22 protein-coding genes (1 of these 22 cut by a window edge) are annotated in these 20151 nt (G+C 58.9%); 7 read left to right on the top strand and 15 right to left on the bottom strand.

From position 1 onward, the window contains the following. The 6 genes from msrQ to ACRRSD_RS10710 form a co-directional block, all read right to left on the bottom strand. Positions 1–27, bottom strand: partial view of a protein-methionine-sulfoxide reductase heme-binding subunit MsrQ gene (gene msrQ / locus ACRRSD_RS10685; RefSeq protein ID WP_435038033.1) — the beginning only. The gene continues 597 nt to the left of window position 1, outside the view; 27 of the gene's 624 nt are visible here — the first part of the coding sequence; the start codon lies at positions 25–27; its stop codon lies off the left edge, out of view. Then, positions 27–1040: a protein-methionine-sulfoxide reductase catalytic subunit MsrP gene (gene msrP / locus ACRRSD_RS10690; protein WP_435038034.1), complete on the bottom strand. Its 1014-nt coding sequence runs from the start codon at positions 1038–1040 to the stop codon at positions 27–29. Before msrP ends, msrQ begins: the two co-directional genes overlap by 1 nt. Before the next feature lie 63 nt (positions 1041–1103). Then, the gene (gene pssA, locus ACRRSD_RS10695) at positions 1104–1961 is read right to left on the bottom strand and encodes a CDP-diacylglycerol--serine O-phosphatidyltransferase (protein WP_053123855.1); all 858 of its coding nucleotides are present in this window, start codon (positions 1959–1961) and stop codon (positions 1104–1106) included. Positions 1962–2109: 148 nt separating this feature from the next. Then, the gene (ilvC, locus tag ACRRSD_RS10700) at positions 2110–3126 is read right to left on the bottom strand and encodes a ketol-acid reductoisomerase (RefSeq protein WP_007909969.1); all 1017 of its coding nucleotides are present in this window, start codon (positions 3124–3126) and stop codon (positions 2110–2112) included. A 48-nt stretch (positions 3127–3174) separates the two neighbouring features. Next, positions 3175–3666, bottom strand: a complete 492-nt coding sequence (gene ilvN, locus ACRRSD_RS10705; protein ID WP_003176102.1) for an acetolactate synthase small subunit — start codon at positions 3664–3666, stop codon at positions 3175–3177. Between the two features lie 2 nt (positions 3667–3668). Beyond that, positions 3669–5393, bottom strand: coding sequence for an acetolactate synthase 3 large subunit (locus ACRRSD_RS10710; RefSeq protein ID WP_093434972.1), 1725 nt, complete (start codon positions 5391–5393; stop codon positions 3669–3671). A 399-nt stretch (positions 5394–5792) separates the two neighbouring features. On the opposite strand from ACRRSD_RS10710, the gene ACRRSD_RS10715 reads away from it, so the two are divergent. Beyond that, complete coding sequence (locus ACRRSD_RS10715) at positions 5793–6209, top strand: DUF4124 domain-containing protein (protein ID WP_435038035.1); 417 nt, start codon at positions 5793–5795, stop codon at positions 6207–6209. Positions 6210–6314: 105 nt separating this feature from the next. Here the strand turns inward: ACRRSD_RS10715 and ACRRSD_RS10720 are convergent, their stop codons facing one another. The 3 genes from ACRRSD_RS10720 to mrcB are packed head-to-tail and all read right to left on the bottom strand — an operon-like array spanning position 6315 to position 9740. Beyond that, positions 6315–6650: a YqcC family protein gene (locus ACRRSD_RS10720; RefSeq protein WP_102900488.1), complete on the bottom strand. Its 336-nt coding sequence runs from the start codon at positions 6648–6650 to the stop codon at positions 6315–6317. Next, positions 6650–7399, bottom strand: a complete 750-nt coding sequence (locus ACRRSD_RS10725; protein ID WP_435038036.1) for a hypothetical protein — start codon at positions 7397–7399, stop codon at positions 6650–6652. Before ACRRSD_RS10725 ends, ACRRSD_RS10720 begins: the two co-directional genes overlap by 1 nt. A gap of 16 nt (positions 7400–7415) precedes the next feature. Beyond that, on the bottom strand, positions 7416–9740 hold the full coding sequence (gene mrcB, locus ACRRSD_RS10730; RefSeq protein ID WP_435038037.1) for a penicillin-binding protein 1B: 2325 nt from the start codon (positions 9738–9740) through the stop codon (positions 7416–7418). Positions 9741–9858: 118 nt separating this feature from the next. Here mrcB and ACRRSD_RS10735 point away from each other — a divergent pair, with 118 nt between their 5' ends. The 4 genes from ACRRSD_RS10735 (at position 9859) to ACRRSD_RS10750 (ending at position 13221) form a co-directional block, all read left to right on the top strand. Next, positions 9859–11415 carry an AAA family ATPase gene (locus ACRRSD_RS10735; RefSeq protein ID WP_435038038.1) on the top strand — a complete coding sequence of 519 codons (1557 nt, stop codon included), beginning with the start codon at positions 9859–9861 and terminating at the stop codon, positions 11413–11415. A gap of 90 nt (positions 11416–11505) precedes the next feature. Then, the gene (locus ACRRSD_RS10740; RefSeq protein ID WP_435038039.1) at positions 11506–11850 is read left to right on the top strand and encodes a pentapeptide repeat-containing protein; all 345 of its coding nucleotides are present in this window, start codon (positions 11506–11508) and stop codon (positions 11848–11850) included. A gap of 287 nt (positions 11851–12137) precedes the next feature. After that, positions 12138–12410, top strand: coding sequence for a TfoX/Sxy family protein (locus tag ACRRSD_RS10745; protein ID WP_064392505.1), 273 nt, complete (start codon positions 12138–12140; stop codon positions 12408–12410). A gap of 16 nt (positions 12411–12426) precedes the next feature. Then, positions 12427–13221, top strand: a complete 795-nt coding sequence (locus ACRRSD_RS10750; RefSeq protein WP_435038040.1) for a Crp/Fnr family transcriptional regulator — start codon at positions 12427–12429, stop codon at positions 13219–13221. 233 nt (positions 13222–13454) lie between these two features. Here the strand turns inward: ACRRSD_RS10750 and ACRRSD_RS10755 are convergent, their stop codons facing one another. From ACRRSD_RS10755 to ACRRSD_RS10770, 4 genes are read right to left on the bottom strand one after another with little or no spacing between them, the layout of a single operon-like run. Then, entirely contained in the window at positions 13455–14306 is an 852-nt protein-coding gene (locus ACRRSD_RS10755; RefSeq protein WP_435038041.1) for a ChaN family lipoprotein, read from the bottom strand. A 21-nt stretch (positions 14307–14327) separates the two neighbouring features. Then, positions 14328–15095, bottom strand: a complete 768-nt coding sequence (locus ACRRSD_RS10760) for a heme ABC transporter ATP-binding protein (RefSeq protein WP_435038042.1) — start codon at positions 15093–15095, stop codon at positions 14328–14330. Beyond that, positions 15095–16129, bottom strand: coding sequence for a FecCD family ABC transporter permease (locus tag ACRRSD_RS10765; protein WP_435038043.1), 1035 nt, complete (start codon positions 16127–16129; stop codon positions 15095–15097). The genes ACRRSD_RS10760 and ACRRSD_RS10765 overlap by 1 nt, the downstream gene beginning before the upstream one ends. Further along, positions 16126–16998: a heme/hemin ABC transporter substrate-binding protein gene (locus ACRRSD_RS10770; RefSeq protein ID WP_435038044.1), complete on the bottom strand. Its 873-nt coding sequence runs from the start codon at positions 16996–16998 to the stop codon at positions 16126–16128. Before ACRRSD_RS10770 ends, ACRRSD_RS10765 begins: the two co-directional genes overlap by 4 nt. A gap of 164 nt (positions 16999–17162) precedes the next feature. On the opposite strand from ACRRSD_RS10770, the gene ACRRSD_RS10775 reads away from it, so the two are divergent. Then, positions 17163–17480 carry a Rieske (2Fe-2S) protein gene (locus tag ACRRSD_RS10775; protein WP_435038045.1) on the top strand — a complete coding sequence of 106 codons (318 nt, stop codon included), beginning with the start codon at positions 17163–17165 and terminating at the stop codon, positions 17478–17480. Here the strand turns inward: ACRRSD_RS10775 and sfsA are convergent. Together sfsA and ACRRSD_RS10785 are read right to left on the bottom strand one after the other, a co-directional pair. Then, the gene (gene sfsA, locus ACRRSD_RS10780) at positions 17477–18190 is read right to left on the bottom strand and encodes a DNA/RNA nuclease SfsA (RefSeq protein ID WP_435038046.1); all 714 of its coding nucleotides are present in this window, start codon (positions 18188–18190) and stop codon (positions 17477–17479) included. The genes ACRRSD_RS10775 and sfsA overlap by 4 nt on opposite strands. Beyond that, complete coding sequence (locus tag ACRRSD_RS10785) at positions 18190–19362, bottom strand: pyridoxal phosphate-dependent aminotransferase (RefSeq protein ID WP_435038047.1); 1173 nt, start codon at positions 19360–19362, stop codon at positions 18190–18192. The genes sfsA and ACRRSD_RS10785 overlap by 1 nt, the downstream gene beginning before the upstream one ends. A gap of 334 nt (positions 19363–19696) precedes the next feature. Here ACRRSD_RS10785 and dksA point away from each other — a divergent pair, with 334 nt between their 5' ends. Beyond that, positions 19697–20140 (top strand): RNA polymerase-binding protein DksA, encoded by a 444-nt coding sequence (gene dksA / locus ACRRSD_RS10790; protein WP_007909922.1) that lies wholly within the window; start codon positions 19697–19699, stop codon positions 20138–20140. Positions 20141–20151 lie beyond the last annotated feature (11 nt).

A 20151-nucleotide genomic window follows, 5' to 3' on the forward strand; every position in this document is an offset into this window, starting at 1 on the left:
GCTTATACGCCAGTAAGGGAATCGCATCAGTAGTTCTTCCGCAGATCGAGCCCTGTATATAAAGAAGCGACTTCATCCGAGTAGCCGTTGAACATTTGCGTATCACGAACATTCGGCTTGAACAGACTGTTCGGCAGACGCCGCTCCCGCGCCTGCGTCCAACGCGGGTGATCAACCGTCGGGTTCACATTCGCGTAGAAACCGTATTCATCTGCCGCAATGCTCTGCCAGGTCGTCTTCGGCTGTTCGCTGACCAGACTGATACGCACGATGGATTTGACGCTCTTGAAACCATACTTCCACGGCACCACCAAACGCAGTGGCGCGCCATTCTGATTCGGCAATTCACGGCCATACATGCCCACCGCCAGAATCGCCAAAGGATTCATTGCCTCATCCAGACGCAGGCCTTCTACATATGGCCAATCGATCAAGGCAAAACCAGATCGCTGCCCCGGCATGGTTTTCGGATCCTGCAGAGTTTCAAAGCGGATGTATTTGGCATTGGACGTCGGCTCGACTTGCTTGAGCAGCGCCGAGATCGGAAAGCCAACCCACGGAATAACCATCGACCATGCCTCGACACAGCGCAAACGGTAGATGCGCTCTTCCAATTGGTACGGTTTCATGAAGTCTTCCAGCGCATATCGCCCCGGCTTAGCCACCTCCCCGTCTATCACCACACTCCACGGTTCGGTTTTCAACGAGCCGGCATTCGTCGCCGGATCGCCCTTGTTGGTTCCGAACTCATAGAAGTTGTTGTAGTGAGTGGCGTCCTTAAAAGGCGTGATCGCCTCATCCTTGACGTTGACGGCGCCCCATTTAGTAGAAGGAAGTTTCTCAGCGAACCATGCGGGAGCCTTGCCCGGCTCGACATCGGCATACCGCGCCGCATCGTCGGCATTGGCCCAGCGCGGCAGGCTGCTGACGGCGATACCGGCAGCAGTGGCCCCCAATAATTGGCGGCGAGAGAGATAAATGGATTCAGGCGTGACATCCGACTCGTGGCAGTCGGACGCTTTGGGGACTTTGATCAACATGGCAACTCCGCAGCTTTGGAGGACTGATGCACCCATAGACTGCGGAGTATGCGGGAAATTACATCACTCGGCTTTTTTGTGCCGACGAAGATGCAACAGGTACTGAACCGGGCCGGACGCCGCGTAAGCAAGGAACACCAGCAGCAGAATGCGCGGTGGATCGCTGAATACCACGGCAAACACCAGCACGACAGCAAGGATCGCCACGAACGGTACGCGCCCCTTCAGATCCAGCTCCTTAAAGCTGTTGTACTTGATGTTGCTGACCATCAGCATGCCGGCGGCCGCCACCATCAACGCAACCAGGAACGACATCTTCGAACCCTGAATGCCGTAATCGCTGAACGCCCAGACAATCCCCGCGACCACACCGGCAGCTGCCGGACTGGCCAGTCCGATGAAGTAGCGCTTGTCAGCCGTGCCGACCTGCGTGTTGAAACGCGCCAGACGCAACGCCGCGCCCGCTACATAGATGAAGGCAACCATCCAGCCGACCTTGCCCATATCGCCTAACGCCCAACCAAAGGCCAGCAGCGCCGGTGCAACACCGAAAGCGACCATGTCCGACAGCGAGTCGTACTCGGCACCGAAGGCACTTTGCGTATTGGTCATGCGCGCTACACGACCGTCGAGGCCGTCGAGGACCATGGCAACGAAAATCGCGATCGCGGCGAAAGCAAAATACTTGCTCGCGTTCACCGAATCACCGGCGCTCAGCGCAGCCTGGGCGCTCATCGAGTTGATAATGGAGTAAAACCCTGCGAACAGGTTCGCAGTGGTGAACAGATTCGGCAGCAGATAGATACCACGATGCCGGACTTTACGACCTTCTGCGTCGTGCCCTTCCTCGATGTGTTCATCGATGGGCAGCAGGCTTTCGGCGTCGGAAGCCTTGTTCGGCTCTTCGGGACGTTCGCTCATGGACATTACCTTGCAACGGTTTGGAGAAAATTCGACAGATGCTTGAGGACGACAGTTCGGCCACAAACGCTGCAGCTTTATACCAGAACCACCGGCCCAAACGAAAAAACGCGGCCGAGGCCGCGTTTTTCGTACAAGGAACGACGACTTAGTTTTTGGCTTTGTCGACGATCTTGTTGGCACCGATCCACGGCATCATGGAGCGCAGTTGCTCGCCGATGACTTCGATACCGTGAGCGGCGTTGTTACGACGCTTGGCGGTCATCGAAGGGTAGCCGGTTGCGCCTTCGCTGATGAACATTTTGGCGTATTCGCCGTCCTGAATACGTTTCAGGGCGTTGCGCATAGCCTGACGGGATTCGGCGTTGATCACTTCCGGACCGGTCACGTACTCGCCGTACTCAGCGTTGTTGGAGATCGAGTAGTTCATGTTGGCGATACCGCCTTCGTACATGAGGTCAACGATCAGTTTCAGTTCGTGCAGGCACTCGAAGTAGGCCATTTCCGGCGCGTAGCCAGCTTCAACCAGAGTTTCGAAACCGGCTTTGACCAGCTCAACGGTACCGCCGCACAGAACGGCTTGTTCGCCGAACAGGTCGGTTTCAGTCTCGTCCTTGAAAGTGGTTTCGATGATGCCGGTACGGCCGCCGCCAACACCGGCAGCGTAGGACAGTGCAACGTTTTTGGCGTTGCCCGAGGCGTCCTGGTAGATCGCGATCAGGTCAGGAATACCGCCGCCTTTCACGAACTCGGAACGTACGGTGTGACCCGGAGCTTTCGGCGCGATCATGATCACGTCGAGGTCGGCACGCGGCACAACCTGGTTGTAGTGGATCGCGAAGCCGTGGGAGAAGGCCAGGGTGGCGCCTTTCTTGATGTTCGGCTCGATTTCGTTCTTGTACAGGGAAGACTGGAATTCGTCCGGGGTCAGGATCATGACCAGATCGGCCGCCGCAACAGCGGAAGCAACGTCGGTCACTTTCAGGCCGTGAGCTTCAGCTTTGGCAACGGTGGCCGAACCTTTACGCAGACCAACGGTAACGTCGACACCGGAGTCTTTAAGGTTGCACGCCTGGGCGTGGCCCTGGGAACCGTAACCGATGATGGCAACTTTCTTGCCCTGGATGATCGACAGGTCGCAGTCTTTATCGTAGAAAACTTTCATGAATTTCCCCTTTATATCCAGGCCGTTCAGGCCATTCGCTAATTTGGTTTAGATGCTGAGTACTTTGTCGCCGCGGGCAATGCCGGTCACGCCGCTGCGGACGGTTTCCAGAATCGATGCGGTGCCGATGGACTGAATGAAGCTGTCGAGCTTGTCGCTGGTACCGGTCAGTTGAACGGTATACACGCTGGCACTGACATCAACGATCTGTCCACGGTAAATATCGGTGGTGCGTTTGATCTCGGCGCGCTGGGCGCCAGTGGCCTTGACCTTGACCAGCATCAGTTCGCGCTCGATGTGAGCACTTTCCGACAGGTCCACCAGCTTGACCACTTCGATCAGCTTGTTCAGGTTTTTGGTGATCTGCTCGATGACTTCATCGTGGCCAACGGTGGTCAGCGTCAGACGCGACAGGGTCGGGTCTTCGGTCGGGGCCACAGTCAGGCTTTCAATGTTGTAGTTGCGCTGCGAGAACAGGCCGACTACGCGAGACAAAGCGCCGGGTTCGTTTTCCAGAAGCAAGGAAATAATGTGCCGCATGATTAAGTACGCTCCGTCTTGCTCAGCCACATATCGCGCATCGAGCCGTCTTTGATCTGCATCGGATAGACGTGCTCGCTGGTATCGACCGAAATATCGATCACCACCAGGCGATCCTTCATGGCGAACGCTTCTGCCATCTTCGACTTCAAATCTTTCGATTCGGTGATGCGTACGCCGACGTGGCCATAGGCTTCAGCCAGCTTGACGAAGTCAGGCAGCGATTCCATGTAGGAGTGCGAGTGACGGCTGCCGTAGCTCATGTCCTGCCACTGACGAACCATCCCCAGAACACCGTTGTTCAGGATGACGATTTTCACTGGCAAGCCATATTGCAGGCAGGTCGACAGTTCCTGGATGTTCATCTGGATACTGCCTTCGCCGGTGACGCAGGCAACGTCGTCATCCGGGAAGCTCAACTTGATACCCATGGCCGCCGGAAAACCGAAGCCCATGGTGCCCAGACCACCGGAGTTGATCCAGCGATTCGGCTTGTTGAACGTGTAGTACTGCGCAGCGAACATCTGGTGCTGGCCCACGTCGGAAGTGATGAAGGCATCGCCCTTGGTCACTTCGCAGAGGGTTTCGATCACGGTCTGCGGCTTGATCAGGCTGCCGTCGCCCTTTTCGTAAGGGAACAGGCCGCGATCACCGCGCCACTCATCAACCTGCTTCCACCAACTGGCCACGGACTCCTTGTTCGGGGTCTCGCCGATTTCCTTGAGAATCGCGACCATTTCGGTCAGGACGCTCTCCACCGGGCCAACGATTGGCACGTCAGCCTTGATGGTCTTGGAAATCGAAGCCGGGTCGATGTCGATGTGGATGATCTTGGCGTTCGGGCAGAACTTCGCCGCGCCGTTGATCACGCGATCGTCGAAACGCGCGCCGACCGCGAGGATCACGTCAGCGTGGTGCATCGCCAGGTTGGCGGTGTAGCTGCCGTGCATGCCGAGCATGCCGATGAACTGACGATCAGTGCCTGGGAAACCACCCAGGCCCATCAAGGTGTTGGTCACTGGCAGGTTGAGCATTTTCGCCAGTTCAGTCAGCGGTGCCGAACCGTTGCCGAGGATCACGCCGCCACCGGAGTACATGACCGGACGCTTGGCCGCCAGGAGCATTTCTGCTGCCTTGCGGATTTGCCCGGAGTGACCGCGAACGGCCGGGCTGTAGGAACGCAGCTTGGCTTTCTTCGGGAAGATGTATTCGAACTTCTCGGCCGGGTTGGTCATGTCTTTCGGGATATCGACCACGACCGGGCCCGGACGACCGGATTGCGCCAGGTAGAAGGCCTTCTTCATGACTTCCGGGATTTCCGAAGCGTGCTTGATCATGAAGCTGTGCTTCACGATCGGCCGGGAGATACCGATCATGTCGGTTTCCTGGAACGCGTCGGTGCCGACCATGGTGCTTGGCACCTGACCGGAAATGATCACCATTGGAATCGAGTCCATATAGGCGGTCGCGATCCCGGTAATGGCGTTTGTGGCGCCAGGACCGGACGTCACCAATACCACGCCGGCTTTACCGGTGGCACGGGCATAACCGTCAGCCATATGGGTTGCCGCTTGTTCGTGACGAACCAGAATGTGAGTCACTTCCGGTTCTTTGAACAGGGCATCGTAAACATGCAGGAGAGCACCACCCGGGTACCCGTAGATATATTTGACGCCTTCGTCACGCAAAAAGCGGACGAGCATCTCACCGCCAGATAAAAGCTCCACGTTGTTCACCTCTAAAACGCCAGAATACCGTCCACAAAAAAGGGGCGGGTCTTAATAGGTTTACTTCTCGGCAGAGCATGAGCGACGGTGGTCGCCGACTACGTCAGCACTGACTGAGCAAGTATTGGGATCGTCCCAAGTGTTGCGGGCCTTTCCCACCCAGCGCGAGGTAACGCGTTGCGGGTGTAACAGGTCGGCGCGGATGTGCGCCTCATGATCTACCGAGTGGGTCTGCTTCTGGCAGTCCCTCTACAGCGGACTTTGGATTCTTCTGTTTCGCCCTCTCCAAGTCAAGTCGTCTGTGTGGTTAATTGTGGGTAAGCACATGAGAACGCAAGAAAAAACCTGAAAACCGCTACTCTGTTAGTGTCAATTGCGCAATTTTGCCAAGGAATCAGCATGCGAACGCTCCTCCTTACTCTGCTGATCGGCCTCAGCCCATGGTGCATGGCCGCTCAAATCTACAAATGGGTCGATGCTCAAGGTGTCACGCACTTTGATGCGCAGCCGCCACCGGGCCGGCCGTCGACGACCTTGCAGACACCCTCCTCGCCTCCGCCGAAACCTGCGGCAATCCCCGGCAGTGGACCGCTCGGTGATCAGAAGGCTATCGATGACAAGGTGAAGAAACAGGTGGCGGATCAGCAGGCGCAGCTCAAACAGTTTTGTGAGCAGGCACGGACGAACCTTGCGCAATTGCAGAACAATCCGCGATTGAGGGAGGAAGTGGAGGGACAGTTGCGAAGGCTGGATGATGCGCAGCGGAAGGAGCGCATTGTCGAGGCTCAGAAACAGATAGCCGAGAATTGCCAATAGGCATCTGCAGGACTGCAGGAGCTGTCGAGTGAAACGAGGCTGCGCTCTTTTGACTTTAAAGATCAAAAGATCGCAGCCTGCGGCAGCTCCTACACAGAATCGCTACTAGCGCGAGGCAGTGATCAGCAGGTCAAACTCTTTGAGTAGCACCTGTAGCTGACGATCCTTGCCGCCCACATTGCGCTGGGCGAAGACCATTTCTGCCATTTCCTGAATGCCCGAAGCATTCGGCAACGGCAGATCCTGTTCAAGGATCATCTTCATGCGCGGCAGGAAGATCCATTGCAGCCACTGCTCGAAGTCCAGCGTATCGACCGAAAACGGCTCGACACTGCTCAACGCTTCGGCCGACGGCTGAACGTCGTCCCACCAACCCTGAGTGCGCAGTTCACGCTCGATCAGCAACAGCTGATCGGCGATTTTCGGGAAACGAGCATCCATCACAGCGAAACCTTGGCCTTCTGACGGGCCTGCGCGGCGCCGGCGGAATCGCCTTGTTTCTCACGGGACTGGGCAATGATTTCCCACAGGCTGGCTTGCAGGTCCGGGCGACCGCTAGCCATGGTCAGCGCACGACGGGCGAACTGTTCGGCTTGCGGCGCATCACCTTGGGCCATGCGCACCTGCGCCAGACGGTAAAGCACCTGCGGCTCACGCGGAGCGACACGCTGGGCACGCTCCAGGCTGGACGACGCACCATTGAGGTCGCCACCGGCCTGCTGTTGTTGAGCCGTCGTCAGCAAGGCAAGCACCGGACCGTCCAGTTGCTCGTCGGCCGACAGACCACCGCCACTGCTGGCCGAAGGAATGCCGCTCGGCGTCGACGGCATGCTGTAGCTGCCGGAATTGATCGGCGCCGATTCAACCGAAGAAGGATTATACGGTCCCGACGTGATACCACCGGATGCCGGACCCGGCACGATTGGAGAAGAGCTGATCGGAGTCGAAACGGCAGCGCCGCCACCCGGCACCATCACCACCACGCCAGTATCACCTTGCGGGATCGCCTGAGTCTGGCCCTGCGCAGGACGCTTGACCGTCGTTTGACGGAAACCGCCATTGGCCGACATACGTTCGCTGTTGGACACCGCAGTTCCGGAGTCAACCACCGGGATCGAACCACGCTGTACGGTAGAGCAGCCGCTGAGCAAAGCCACGGCGGTCACCGCTGGAATCAACCACTTGTTCACTTGAAACCCTCTTTGCTTAATTCATCCAGCCCTTGACCCAATCCATCACCGACTCGCCGGAAGCAGGCGTTTCGCCCGCACACGCGGCGCCGGGTGGCGGTTCGCTGCCGCGAATATACGGCATCTGCACCGCTCCCGGGCAGTTGGCATCGGAGCCCTGCCCGGTACGCGAATCGACCCATGCCTGCACGACGTTGTCCGGCTGCGGCATGTCCAGCGGCAGCGGATCGGCCTTGCGCATGAAACTGGTCCAGACCTGCAGCGCACCGGTGGCACCGGTGAACGGCGTCTTGCCATTGTCATCGCGGCCCAGCCAGACCACTGCCAGCAAGTCCTGACTGAAACCGGCGAACCAGCTGTCACGGGAATCGTTACTGGTACCGGTTTTGCCGGCCAGCGTCAGGGTCTTGGGCAACACGTTATAAACCGAGCTGCCGGTACCTTCACGCATCACGCGCTGCATGGCGTTCTGGATCAGATAGATGGACGCCGGATCGAAACGCTGCTCGATCTGGAACGGATAACGTTTGAGCGGCTCGCCCTCGGCGGTCAGCACGCTGCGAATCCCGCGCATCGGCGTATTGAAACCACCGTTAGCCAGCGTCTGGTACATGGTCGCGACTTCGATCGGGGTCATGCCGCCGGCGCCCAGCAACATCGATGGGAATGCCGGGAACTCACGCGTCACGCCCAGACGACCCAAGGTCTTGAGCACGTTAGGCACGCCGACTTCCAGACCCAGACGCGAGGTCGACAGGTTGTAGGAATGCGCCAGGCCTTGATAGAGGAACACGGTACCGTGGGAGCGGCGATCATAATTCTGCGGTTTCCACACCTGACCGTTCGCGCCTTTGACCGACAACGGATCATCCGACAGCCAACTGGTCAGTGTGTACTGGCTCGGTTTTTCCAGCGCGGTCAGATAAACCGCCGGTTTGATCAACGAACCGATCGGCCGCACCGCGTCCAGTGCGCGGTTGAAACCGGCATAACTGGCCTGACGGCTGCCGATCATCGCCTGCACTTCACCGGTTTCCGGGTTGGTCACGACCATCGCCGCTTCTACGTCATCGGAGCCCTTGCGCCCGGCCAGACGTTTAAAAGTGTCGTTGACCGAGGCTTCTGCTTTCATCTGCAGGATCGGGTCGAAACTGGTGAAGATGCGCAGGCCTTCTTCGGTCAAGTCTTCGTCGCGGTAGTCTTCACGCAACTGACGTTTAACCAGATCGATAAAGCCCGGGAACGAACTGTCGGCGAGCTTGCCGCGCGTGGTCACACCCAGTGGCATTTTCTTCGCCGCTTCGACCTGTTCGGCCGTCGCCACGCCTTGCTGCTCAAGCACGTCGAGCACCAGGTTACGCCGCTCCAGCGCACGCTCCGGGTTGCGACGCGGATTGTAGTAGGACGGGCCTTTGACCATGCCGACCAGCATCGCCACCTGATGCAGTTTCAGCTCGGACAATGGCTGACCGAAGAAGAACTGGCTGGCCAGACCGAAACCGTGCACCGCACGTTGACCGTCCTGGCCGACAAAGACTTCATTGAGGTAGGCCTCAAGAATTTCCTTTTTGTCGTAATGCAGCTCGAGCAGCATCGCCATCATCGCTTCGGTGAGCTTGCGGGTCAGGCTGCGTTCGCTGGTCAGGTAGAAGTTTTTCACCAACTGCTGGGTCAGCGTACTGCCGCCCTGCGTCATCTTGCCGCCCGAGGTGTTGACCCAGACAGCCCGGGCAATCGACTTCGGCGACACGCCCCAGTGGCTGTAGAAATCGCGGTCTTCCACGGCGACCAGCGTTTCGAGCAGATACGGCGGCACTTGATCGAGCTTGATCAGAATGCGGTCTTCGAGATTTTTCGGATAAATGCCGCCGATCATCAGCGGTTCAAGACGCACCACGGACAATTTCGAACCGTTGGTCGCCGACAGCTCAGCCACATAATCGCCGGAGAAACGCACGCGCACCGGCTGCGGTTTTTCCAGACCTTCATAGAACTGGAAGCCACGGGTATTCAGATCGACCGTATTGCCACTGACGGCTGCGGCGCCGGGGCCATTGCTCACGGCTTCGCGACGATAGCCAAGGGCATCGAGCTCGGTCAGGAAGTCGTCCTTGCTGAGTTTTTGTCCGACGAACAGCTCGAGCGGCCGCGCGTAAACCTTGGCCGGGATGGTCCAGCGCTTGCCGGAGAACTTCTCCTGCACCACAGCATCGAGGTAAACGGCGAAGCCGGCCAGCACGACAAGGCCGACCAGACTGAGTTTAATGGCCCAGCTCAACCATGGGCTAAGGCCCTTGGAGGGTGGTTTTTTCTTGGTACGGGGGGATCGAGTTCGAGTCATGGCGGCGGATTATACGCACTTTATTCATACTCAACAGGAGCGCTCCGAGGTTTGCGTCAGGCTGGCGAGCGGCCATAATGGCGGCCTCGAATTTCCCCCAGTCTCTGAAGGATCGCCCGTGAGCCAGTCACTGATCGCTGCCCTGCAAAACCCGGCCCTCTACCCGCACCCTGTCGAAGGGTTTCAGGTCATCGAAACCCATATCTCGTGGGTGATCCTCACCGGTCCCTTCGCTTATAAAGTGAAAAAACCGGTCAACTTCGGTTTTCTCGATTTCACCGGTCTCGACTCGCGTGCACATTTCTGCGCTGAAGAGCTGCGTCTGAACCAGCGTCTGACTGATGATTTGTATCTGGAAGTGTTGCCAGTCACCGGTAGCGTTGAAGCACCGCAACTGGGCGGCGACGGCGCAGCGATCGAATATGTGCTGAAAATGCGCCAGTTCCCGCAGAGCGGTTTGCTCAGCACCCTGCAAGCCAACGGCGAGCTGACCACCCAGCACATCGACGAGATGGCCGAGCAGATTGCGCGCTTCCACCTCAGCGCGCCAAAAGTCCCGGCCGAACACGATGCCGGCACCCCGGACAGCGTGATGGCGCCGGTCTCGCAAAACTTCGAACAGATCCTGCCGTTCCTCAGCGACAAAAACGATCTGCTGCAACTCGAAGCATTGAAAGCCTGGGCCGAAAGCAGCTTCGAGCGTCTCAAGCCCCTGTTCGCCCAGCGCAAGGCCGAAGGTTTCACCCGTGAGTGCCACGGCGATATCCACCTGGGCAACGCCACAGTCATCAGCGGCAAAGTGGTGATCTTCGACTGCATCGAGTTCAACGAACCGTTCCGCTTCACCGACGTCTGGGCCGACACCGGTTTCCTCGCGATGGACCTGGAAGACCGTGGCCTGAAATCCCTGGCGCGCCGTTTCATCAGCCAATACCTGGAGCTGACCGGCGACTATCAAGGCCTGGAAGTGCTGAACTTCTATAAAGCCTACCGCGCACTGGTTCGCGCCAAGGTTGCACTGTTCAGCATGCCGGCAGACGCATCCCCTGTGCAGCGCGCCACCACCCTGCGCCAATACCGCAACTACGCCAACCTGGCGGAAAGCTACAGCACCATTCCGTCGCGTTTCATGGCGATCACCCACGGCGTTTCCGCTGTCGGCAAGAGCCACGTGGCCATGCGCCTGGTCGAAGCACTGGGCGCCATTCGCCTGCGCTCCGACGTTGAGCGCAAGCGCCTGTTCGGCGAGCAAACCGTTGCCAACGACGTGCAAGCCGGTATCTATAGTGCTGACGCCAGTACCGCGACCTACGCGCGCCTGCATGAAATTGCGGAAGTGATCCTGCACGCCGGTTTCCCGGTGGTCATCGACGCGACTTACCTCAAACGCGAACAACGCGACAACGCGGCAAAAATTGCCGAAGCCACCGGCACACCGTTCCTGATCCTCGACTGCAACGCGCCACAAGCGGTGATCGAGAGCTGGTTGGCGATTCGTCAGGCCGACCAGAAGGATCCGTCCGACGCCACCCTGGCCGTAATCGAAGCGCAGCAGGCCAGCCGTGAACCGCTGACGCCGGAAGAAATCCTGCGCAGCAAACGCGTGCAAACCAACGAATCCGGCACGCTGGACACCGTGGTCGCGCAGATCCGTCAGCGCCTGCCAGGCCTGTAAGAAACTATTTCGGCCGTGAAGCCCTCGCTTGCTTCACGGCCGTCAAATAGTGGCACTATACTGGCGTCATAAAACCAACGGTGATATGACATGAGCCAGCCGAAACTTCTCGACACCCCGCTGTATGCCTTGCTGCACAAAGACGACATCAAAGGTTTCAACAAAGAGCGTCCACAGGATGGCCCGATCGACATGGTCGGCGGCGATTTCCGTGGTCTCGATTTGCGTGAACTGAATGCCGATGGCGTGGATTTCCGGGACGCGTACTTTCGTTCCGCCGATTTGCGTGGCATCGATTTCCGCAACGCATCGCTGGAAGGTGCAAGTCTGGCTCACGCACAGATTTCCGGGGCGTATTTCCCGCCGGAGCTGAGCGCTGACGAGATTCTGATGTCAATGAATTTCGGCACGCGTTTGCGTTATCGCACCCGCTGATACGCATACCCCTCACTGATACAACACTCACCTGGTGGGAGCGAGCATGCTCGCGAAGAGGGAGTGTCAGTCACCCTGATCGTGAAAGTCATACCGCTTTCGCGAGCAGGCTCGCTCCCACATTTGGAATGTGTTTCCTCCTGCCTTTCTGCGCTCGCAAGCCTTACAAGCTCCCTTTCTTAGAAGCGTTTGCGTTGAATCCGACCAAACAACCACGCTTTTCCTACTGATGGCTACACTCCTGAGAAGCTCGCCCACGCACCATTCGGCCGTCGCAAGGAGGCTTGATGAATGATGAACTGCAACACCTGAAGAATCTTGGCAAGACGTCGGCGCAATGGCTGCATGCCGTGGGCATCCACAGCGCCTCGGACTTGCGTCGCCTGGGCGCAGTGGATGCCTACCGGGCCGTGCGTACCCGCGGGTTTCGCGCATCGAAGGTGTTGTTGTATGCGATCGAAGGCGCGCTGATGGATGTGCACTGGAACGACATCCCCGCCGAACGCAAGGACGCCCTGAACAAACAGCTCGATGCCATTTCCTCGCGCCACAAGAACTGAACGGGCATAGACCGTCATGTATTTACTGGGGGAACAATCGGCTTGGGCCGATGCCTTGATCAACCGTTTGCAGAGCTTGCCCTTGTTGTGGCTGCGCGACTTGGCGCCTTGCGGGCCACCTCTGGAACTGGAAGCGACGGAAGACTTGTTCGCGCGGCTGCCCGCTGATCAGCTGTTTCTGCTGAATGAAGGCGTGATCAACGGCTACATCGGCGCCAGACCACTGTTCTATTGGCAGGAGGGTGATTTGATCGGCCTTCAGCAGGGTGAGGACTGGGCTGATTGCCGTTTGTGCAGTGATGGAGCATTGCGTTTGACGCCCTATCGGCGCGGTGAGGTTTTTCAGCACTTGTATGCCGACGCTCGTCGGGCAGAGCAGTTTCTGGAGTATCTGCTGGGGCAAATGGCAATCCTCGCCCATGCCGTCGCGGAGTTGAAACCGCGCGAGTTTCGCAGCACCAATGGCTTCAAACGGGTCGAGGCGGGTGCAACCCTGATCAGGCAGGGGGACGCGGCTGATCACGTATTCGTGATCATCGACGGGCATGCCGAAGCGTTTGTCGACGGGCATAAGGTGGGAGATGTAACCAAGGACGAGATTTTCGGCGCCATGGCCGTGTTCACCGGTGAGCCGCGCAATGCCACGGTCATTGCCCGGGAGCCAAGTACGGTGATGCTGATTCCCGGTGAGCAATTCTTGAGCATGACCCGCACCAATCCAAAGATCGCCCACAGCCTGATTGAGAGCATGGCGCGACGGATCGGCCAGTTGAACCGGCAGATCACGCAAATGACGTTACCAGCAGGCTAGCGCTGAAGTCCTTTGTTTACGGGACGTACCGGCCATTTTCCAGACGAATTCACAGAAACGGAAAAACAGTTGTTGACTCGGTAATGAGAATCGCTATGATTATCACAACTGGTCGCGAGATCAGTCGATATTCTGAAAAGCCCTTGGTTCGGACTCTCAGATTATCTCCTCATCAGGCTAATCACGGTTATTTGACCCGGTTTTTACCGGGTCTTTTTTTGCCTGTGGAAAAGTCATTTACCGAACTGTTTGCGCATCTGCTCGCAGTAGTCCTGCTTGGGCGTGGCGGGCGTGTACCAAACGTAATCGGCCATCGTTACGGTCACTTCGGCGCCCTGCTCTGCCAGCATCAACACTGTCGGAGTCTCAGTGGCACCCAAATCCACAACATGGAGCGGCACGCCAACATCCTTGCGCGCATGCCACGCGCCGGCCAGCAAGACTGAAGGTGTGGGGGCCGCGGATAGACGCTCGGCCATACGCCGATCACGTTGTTGCTGAACGGCGAGCATCGCCGGCATCTGTGATTCGGGCAGCAGGCCACAGTGGGAATCGCTGATCTGCTCCAGCAAAACCGCTTTCACGGATGCCACATCGCTGCGTTCCCCTCTCAACACCGGCGGATCACGATAGAAGGTGCGGATTTCAGCGTTATTCAGATTCGCTGCCAGCATTGGATACGGCTGAGTCAAAGCGAAGCGGACAATCGGCCCGTAGAGATTCCAGTCCCAGCCATCCTGCCAGGCCAATGCGCCAGGGAGGTCAGCGGGCGGCGTAGTCGTCTGGCGCACTTGATCAACGCGAGGCTGCTGATCCGGCGTGAGCATTTCCAGTAGCAGACTGCCTTGCGGCCGCCGCTCACCGAGCGAGCGCAACACCCACAACTGCGCGGCATGATGATCGGCATTGTCATGCTGCTCGCCGATGATCAACCGCTCAGGCTCGACCAAGCGCTTCAACAGCTGCTGCGCCGTCAGCACTTCACCGCTGTGCAGATCGCGGATCTCGCCACTGACCGGCGGTGGCGCCACAGCATGCTGACACCCCGCGAGCAACACCACCGCCAACAGCCACATCCCACGCATGCAATCACCTCGATGATCCAGTCAGCGGGCGATGATTAGCGGATGCCCACGCTCCGGGTGCGGCTGCACCAACACTTCGAGACCGAATACAGCTTGGAGCGTGTCCGGTCGCAAAACCTGCTGCGGTGTATCCAGCGCCACCGGGCGACCGCCTTCAAGCAGCAGAATGCGATCACAATAACGCGCCGCCAGATTCAGATCATGCAGGATCACCAATACCGCGGCGCCACGATCGGCAAACTCGCGCACGGCCTGCAGCGTTGTGTGTTGATGCAGCGGATCAAGCATCGACGTCGGCTCATCCAACAGCAGCGTCTGCCCGGCCTGCCCCGGCCAAAGCTGCGCCAGCACCCGCGCCAGATGCACACGCTGACGCTCGCCACCGGACAGCGCCAGATAACTGCGACCGCTCAAGTGCCCGGCATCCGCCGCCGCCAACGCCGCCGCGATGATTTCGTCATCGCGCACCCGACCGCTTTGCCAAGGCAAGCGGCCCATGCCGACCACCTCTTCGACGCGGAAAGCAAAATCCAGAGTCGACACTTGCGGCAACACCGCCAATCGCTGCGCGCGTTGCGCACCGGTCCAGTAACTCAACGCTTGCCCATCGAGCGAAACCCCGCCCGCGCTCGCCGTCAACTCACCGCACAACGCGCCGAGCAAGGTACTTTTACCTGCACCGTTCGGCCCGAGCACACCAAGCACCTCACCCGGTTCGAGTTGCAGCGTGACATCGCTGAGCACTGCCTTGCGACCACGATGGATGTGCAGATTGTGCGCACGCAACATCAGGCACGCCCTCGCAACAGCAGGTAAAGGAAGAACGGCGCGCCGATAAACGCAGTGACAATACCGATCGGCAATTCTGCCGGCGCCAACGCCAGCCGCGCGACCAGATCAGCCAACAGCAACAGGCTCGCCCCCGCCAGCACCGATGCCGGCAGCAAGACTTTGTGGTCTGGGCCCGCCAGCAAACGCACCAGATGCGGCACCACCAGCCCGACAAAACCGATCATTCCGGCAGCCGCCACTGCCGCGCCAACACCCAGCGCCGTACAAAACACCAATTCACGCTTGAGCCGCTCGACATTGATGCCCAAATGCCCGGCCTCGGACTCCCCGAGCAGCAAGGCATTCAGCGCTTTGGCTCGACGCGGCAACCACAATGCGACACCGGCGCTGATGATCAGCAATGGCCAGAGCCGCGCGTAACTGGCGCCATTGAGGCTGCCGAGATTCCAGAAGGTCAGCGTGCGCAGCGTCGCGTCATCCGCCAGATAAGTGAATAGCCCGACCGCCGAACTGGCCAGCGCCGTTAGCGCAATACCAGCGAGCAACATGGTCGCGACATTGGTCTGGCCATTACGGCGGCCGAGTCGATAGACCAGCGCCGTCACGCCGAGCCCGCCGAGAAACGCACAGACCGACAACAGATACGGCCCGAACCACTCCGGCAGGCCGCCAAAAAAAGAACCGCCGACAATCGCGATCGCTGCGCCCAATGCCGCGCCGCTGGAAACACCGACCAATCCCGGATCCGCCAGCGGATTGCGAAACAAGCCTTGCATCGCCACGCCGGACAACGCCAATACACCGCCGACCGCCAGCCCGAGCAGCGTTCGCGGCAGGCGAATCTGTCCGAGGATCAGTTCAGCCTGCTCGAGTCCTTCCGGTGCCAGCGGCACGCCGAGCATGCGCAATGCCGCGCGCAATGTATCGAACAGCGGCAGGCTGACCGGCCCCAACGCCAGCGACAGCCAGATCGCCAATAAACACAGGAGCGTCAGACCGATGAACAAGGCACGAGGTTTTACCAGTGTCATTGGCCGCTCTTGGCCGGGTAGAAGCCGTCAGTCAGGGTTTTCAGCGCTGCCGGCAGTCGCGGCCCGAGTCCACCGACCAACAAGGTCGGATCCAGCTCCAGCACCCGCCCGGCCTTGGCCGCGCGACTTGAATCGAGAATCGGGTTTTCCTTGAACAGCGCTGCTTTCGCTGCGTCACCGGTCAAGGCACGGTCGGCGAATACCAGCACTTCGGGATCAAGGCTGGCGAGGGATTCCACCGAGAACGGCTTGTAACCGGTATGGGTTGCCAGGTTATGCCCACCGGCCTGTTGCAGTAGCCAATCTGCGGCGGTGTCTTTGCCGGCGATCAACGGTTTGCCACCGGCATGCCCGAGCAACAGCAGCACGCCTGGCGCTTTTTGTCTGGTTTGCACCTGAACAACCCGTGCCTTCTGCGCATCGAGCTGCTGTTGATAACTTTTCAGCAACTGTGCAGCTTGAGGCTCGGTGCCCAGCAACTGGCCCAAGTGGGTGACGTTTTTCTCCAGCGTCGGCAGATCCGGCTGCGCCGAGAACAACACCACCTGAACCTTGGCCGCTTTGACTTGCGACAGTACCGGCGGCGGCCCCATCTCTTCAGTGCCGATGAGAATGTCCGGACGCAGACTGAGAATGCCCTCAGCCGAAAGACTGCGCTGATAGCCAATGCTCGGCAGCGCCTTCAACGACTCCGGATGCTGACTGGTGGTATCCACACCAACCAGTTTCGCCTCGCCGCCCAAGGCACTGACCCACTCCGACAGCGCACCGCCAGCACTGACCCAACGTTGCGGCAAATCAGCCGCAGCAGCCTGGTGGCTGACCAAAAGTCCGACACACAGCACAGCAACGCGGGTACTCAGGCGCATACACAGCTTCCTTGAATAAGTTTTTCCCGGGCATCAGGATGGCAGGCCAAGTATCCTCGACCTCTGCCAGTCGCCTGCGGGCGAAGGCCGCCATTTGATAATTGTTTGCATTTAAACGTCAAGCTCGGACATATCCAGACACGAGCGGACACTAGAGGATAGCCATGAAGTTTCTTTGCGCGGGCGCCGGACTCGCCGAGGCCAGCAGCCGCGGTTTCGACGTCGACGGGAAAAAGCTGTTCGCCGTGCGCCGCAACGGTCAGGCCTATATCTATCTCAATCGCTGCCCGCACCGGGGCGTGGGGCTGGAGTGGCAACCCGACCAGTTTCTCGACCCGAGCAACAGCCTGATTCAGTGCGCCACCCACGGCGCGCTGTTTCTGATCGAGGACGGTGAATGCGTGGCCGGCCCCTGCGCCGGACAATCACTCACCGCCATCCCTTGCCGCGAAGACGCCCAAGGCCTGTGGATCGATTTTTAACCGTTGAGCAATACGTCGAGACGCCGGTCGATGACCATCTCTTCATTGTCCAGCCGCACGCCATATGCCAAAACCTCAACGCCACAAGCGACCGCTTCAACAAGCGCATCGGCGTAGGCCGAATCGATTTCCTTCGCCGGCCGCACCGATTCAATCCCGGTGAGATTGACGCAATACAACTGCACCGCCCGGATCCCGTCCCGCGCCAGATGTGCCAGTTCCCGCAGATGCTTGGCGCCACGCTGGGTCACGGCATCGGGAAACGCCGCCACCGCTGTACCGTCGAAGCCCAGGGTGACGCTTTTCACTTCCACGTAAGCCGGGCCACTCGGGTATTCGAGGCGGAAATCGATACGGCTCTTTTCCTGCCCGTAAGCGACTTCACGTTTCAACGCGGTAAAGCCGTTCAACTCGGTGATCACGCCAGCCTGCAACGCCTCTTCAACCAAACCGTTGGCCCGTGCGGTATTCACGCAGAACAAGCGGCCCTGCGGTGTCTCGCCGATTTCCCAAGTGCCAGGCAATTTGCGCTTCGGGTCATTGGAACGGCTGAACCAGACTTGCCCGCCCTCGACCTGACAGTTGAGCATCGAACCGGTGTTCGGGCAGTGAATGGTCAGCAACTCGCCGCCAACGGTTTCGATATCGGCGAGAAAACGCTTGTAACGCCGGATCAGACGCGCCTCTTCAAGTGGTGGATAAAAGCGCATCAGCCTTGCCAACTCTTCAAGCCACGGGCGATTCGCTCCACCGCCTCCTGTAAGCGAGGGAGATTTTGCGTGTAGGCAAAACGCACATGATGGCTGGCCTGATAACGACCAAAATCCAGCCCCGGCGTGAAGGCTACGTGCTCGGTTTCAAGGAAATGTCGGCAAAAGGCGAAGGCATCGCCGCCGAACTGGCTGATATCGGCGTAAAGATAAAAAGCACCTTCAGGTTCGACGGCGATGTTGAAACCCAATTCACGCAAAGCCGGTAGCAGGAAATCGCGACGTCGGCCGAATTCGGCACGACGCTCTTCAAGTATTGCGATCGTGTCCGGCTCGAAACAGGCCAACGCCGCGTACTGCGCCATGCTCGGCGCGCTGATGTAGAGGTTCTGCGCCAGTTTCTCCAGCTCGCTGACGGCCGCTTCCGGCGCCACCAGCCAGCCAAGCCGCCAGCCGGTCATGCCGAAATATTTGGAGAAACTGTTCAACACAAAAGCGCTGTCATCGACTTCCAGCACGCTCGCCGCATCGGTGCCGTAAGTCAGACCGTGGTAGATCTCGTCCACCACTAAATGCCCGTGCTTGGCTTTGATGGCTGTGGATAACCCGGCCAGTTCATCACGGGTCAAAATGGTGCCGGTCGGGTTGGCTGGCGAAGCGACCAAAGCACCAACGCTGTCGTGATCCCAATGGCGTTCAACCAGATCCGGAGTCAGTTGATAGCGTACGTCCGGACCTACCGGTACCAACTGCGCCGCGCCTTCGACCAAACGCAGGAAGTGCCGGTTGCACGGATAACCGGGATCCGCCAGCAACCAGTGTTTACCTGGATCGACCAGCAAAGCGCTGGCCAGCAACAGGGCACCAGAACCGCCCGGCGTGATCAGAATCCGCCGTGGATCGATGTTCAAGCCATAACGCGATTGATAAAACCCGGAAATGGCCTCGCGCAGCTCGGGAATGCCGCGTGCGGCGGTGTAACGGGTCTTGCCCGCCGTCAGCGCTGCCTGCCCCGCGCGGATGATCGGTTCGGCAGTGGTGAAGTCCGGCTCGCCGATCTCCAGATGGATGACATCGTGGCCTTCAGCCTGCAATTCATTGGCCCGCGCCAGCAGCGCCATCACATGGAACGGTTCGATCGCACGACTGCGCGCACTGTAGGGCTGAGCCATTGGTTTTCCTTCGGCAGGGAAAAAGAGACGATTCTACCCATCTGCCGGAACGAGCGAGAACCCGCAGCGGTCACAGCCTCAAGAACGCTGGACTGTAACGATATGAGCGTACGCTCCAGGATTGACTAAAATCAGTGATTGAACAGGTCTTCAACACCACCAGACACGGCTTGCCAAACATTTGCAAGCGCCACCCGCCGGGGCCTCGACATCCGGGAGTAGCGCAGGCCGATTTGATCTGGTAAGTTCGCCCGCTTGCAGCCGCAGGGCCGGCAGGTGTCGGTGATGGAGCAATCCTGCGCAATGGATTACAAGAGTAGAGGCGGTCCATTTCATGCCCACCCAAGCAAAGCAACAGCAGCAAACGGCGATCAGTGGCTTCGAACCTTACGTTCAGGCTAAAGACGAAGAGTACATGGGCAAACCCATGCGCGCGCACTTCACCAAGATCCTGACCAAGTGGAAACTGGACTTGATGCAGGAAGTCGACCGAACTGTTGATCACATGAAGGACGAAGCGGCCAACTTTCCCGACCCGGCCGACCGTGCCAGTCAGGAAGAAGAGTTCGCCCTTGAACTGCGTGCCCGTGATCGCGAGCGCAAGCTGATCAAGAAGATCGACAAGACATTGCAACTGATCGAAGACGGTGAATACGGCTGGTGCGATTCGTGCGGCATCGAGATCGGCGTCAAGCGCCTTGAAGCCCGTCCTACCGCCGACATGTGCGTCGACTGCAAGAACCTGGCTGAGATCAAGGAAAAGCAGGTCGGCAAGTAATCTCGACCTGA

Origin of the sequence: Pseudomonas neuropathica (assembly GCF_051174785.1) — a bacterium.
Classification (GTDB): domain Bacteria; phylum Pseudomonadota; class Gammaproteobacteria; order Pseudomonadales; family Pseudomonadaceae; genus Aquipseudomonas; species Aquipseudomonas neuropathica_A.

Bases quoted from the DNA above. Each gene is read 5' to 3' on its own strand.
- ACRRSD_RS10720 (WP_102900488.1), bottom strand. From the start codon at position 6,650: ATGGATGCTCGTTTCCCGAAAATCGCCGATCAGCTGTTGCTGATCGAG.
- msrP (WP_435038034.1), bottom strand. From the start codon at position 1,040: ATGTTGATCAAAGTCCCCAAAGCGTCCGACTGCCACGAGTCGGATGTC.
- ACRRSD_RS10775 (WP_435038045.1), top strand. From the start codon at position 17,163: ATGAAGTTTCTTTGCGCGGGCGCCGGACTCGCCGAGGCCAGCAGCCGC.
- dksA (WP_007909922.1), top strand. From the start codon at position 19,697: ATGCCCACCCAAGCAAAGCAACAGCAGCAAACGGCGATCAGTGGCTTC.
- mrcB (WP_435038037.1), bottom strand. From the start codon at position 9,740: ATGACTCGAACTCGATCCCCCCGTACCAAGAAAAAACCACCCTCCAAG.
- ACRRSD_RS10745 (WP_064392505.1), top strand. From the start codon at position 12,138: ATGAATGATGAACTGCAACACCTGAAGAATCTTGGCAAGACGTCGGCG.
- ACRRSD_RS10785 (WP_435038047.1), bottom strand. From the start codon at position 19,362: ATGGCTCAGCCCTACAGTGCGCGCAGTCGTGCGATCGAACCGTTCCAT.
- ACRRSD_RS10760 (WP_435038042.1), bottom strand. From the start codon at position 15,095: ATGTTGCGTGCGCACAATCTGCACATCCATCGTGGTCGCAAGGCAGTG.
- sfsA (WP_435038046.1), bottom strand. From the start codon at position 18,190: ATGCGCTTTTATCCACCACTTGAAGAGGCGCGTCTGATCCGGCGTTAC.
- ACRRSD_RS10770 (WP_435038044.1), bottom strand. From the start codon at position 16,998: ATGCGCCTGAGTACCCGCGTTGCTGTGCTGTGTGTCGGACTTTTGGTC.
- ACRRSD_RS10765 (WP_435038043.1), bottom strand. From the start codon at position 16,129: ATGACACTGGTAAAACCTCGTGCCTTGTTCATCGGTCTGACGCTCCTG.
- ACRRSD_RS10740 (WP_435038039.1), top strand. From the start codon at position 11,506: ATGAGCCAGCCGAAACTTCTCGACACCCCGCTGTATGCCTTGCTGCAC.
- ilvN (WP_003176102.1), bottom strand. From the start codon at position 3,666: ATGCGGCACATTATTTCCTTGCTTCTGGAAAACGAACCCGGCGCTTTG.
- ilvC (WP_007909969.1), bottom strand. From the start codon at position 3,126: ATGAAAGTTTTCTACGATAAAGACTGCGACCTGTCGATCATCCAGGGC.
- ACRRSD_RS10755 (WP_435038041.1), bottom strand. From the start codon at position 14,306: ATGCGTGGGATGTGGCTGTTGGCGGTGGTGTTGCTCGCGGGGTGTCAG.
- pssA (WP_053123855.1), bottom strand. From the start codon at position 1,961: ATGAGCGAACGTCCCGAAGAGCCGAACAAGGCTTCCGACGCCGAAAGC.
- ACRRSD_RS10715 (WP_435038035.1), top strand. From the start codon at position 5,793: ATGCGAACGCTCCTCCTTACTCTGCTGATCGGCCTCAGCCCATGGTGC.
- ACRRSD_RS10750 (WP_435038040.1), top strand. From the start codon at position 12,427: ATGTATTTACTGGGGGAACAATCGGCTTGGGCCGATGCCTTGATCAAC.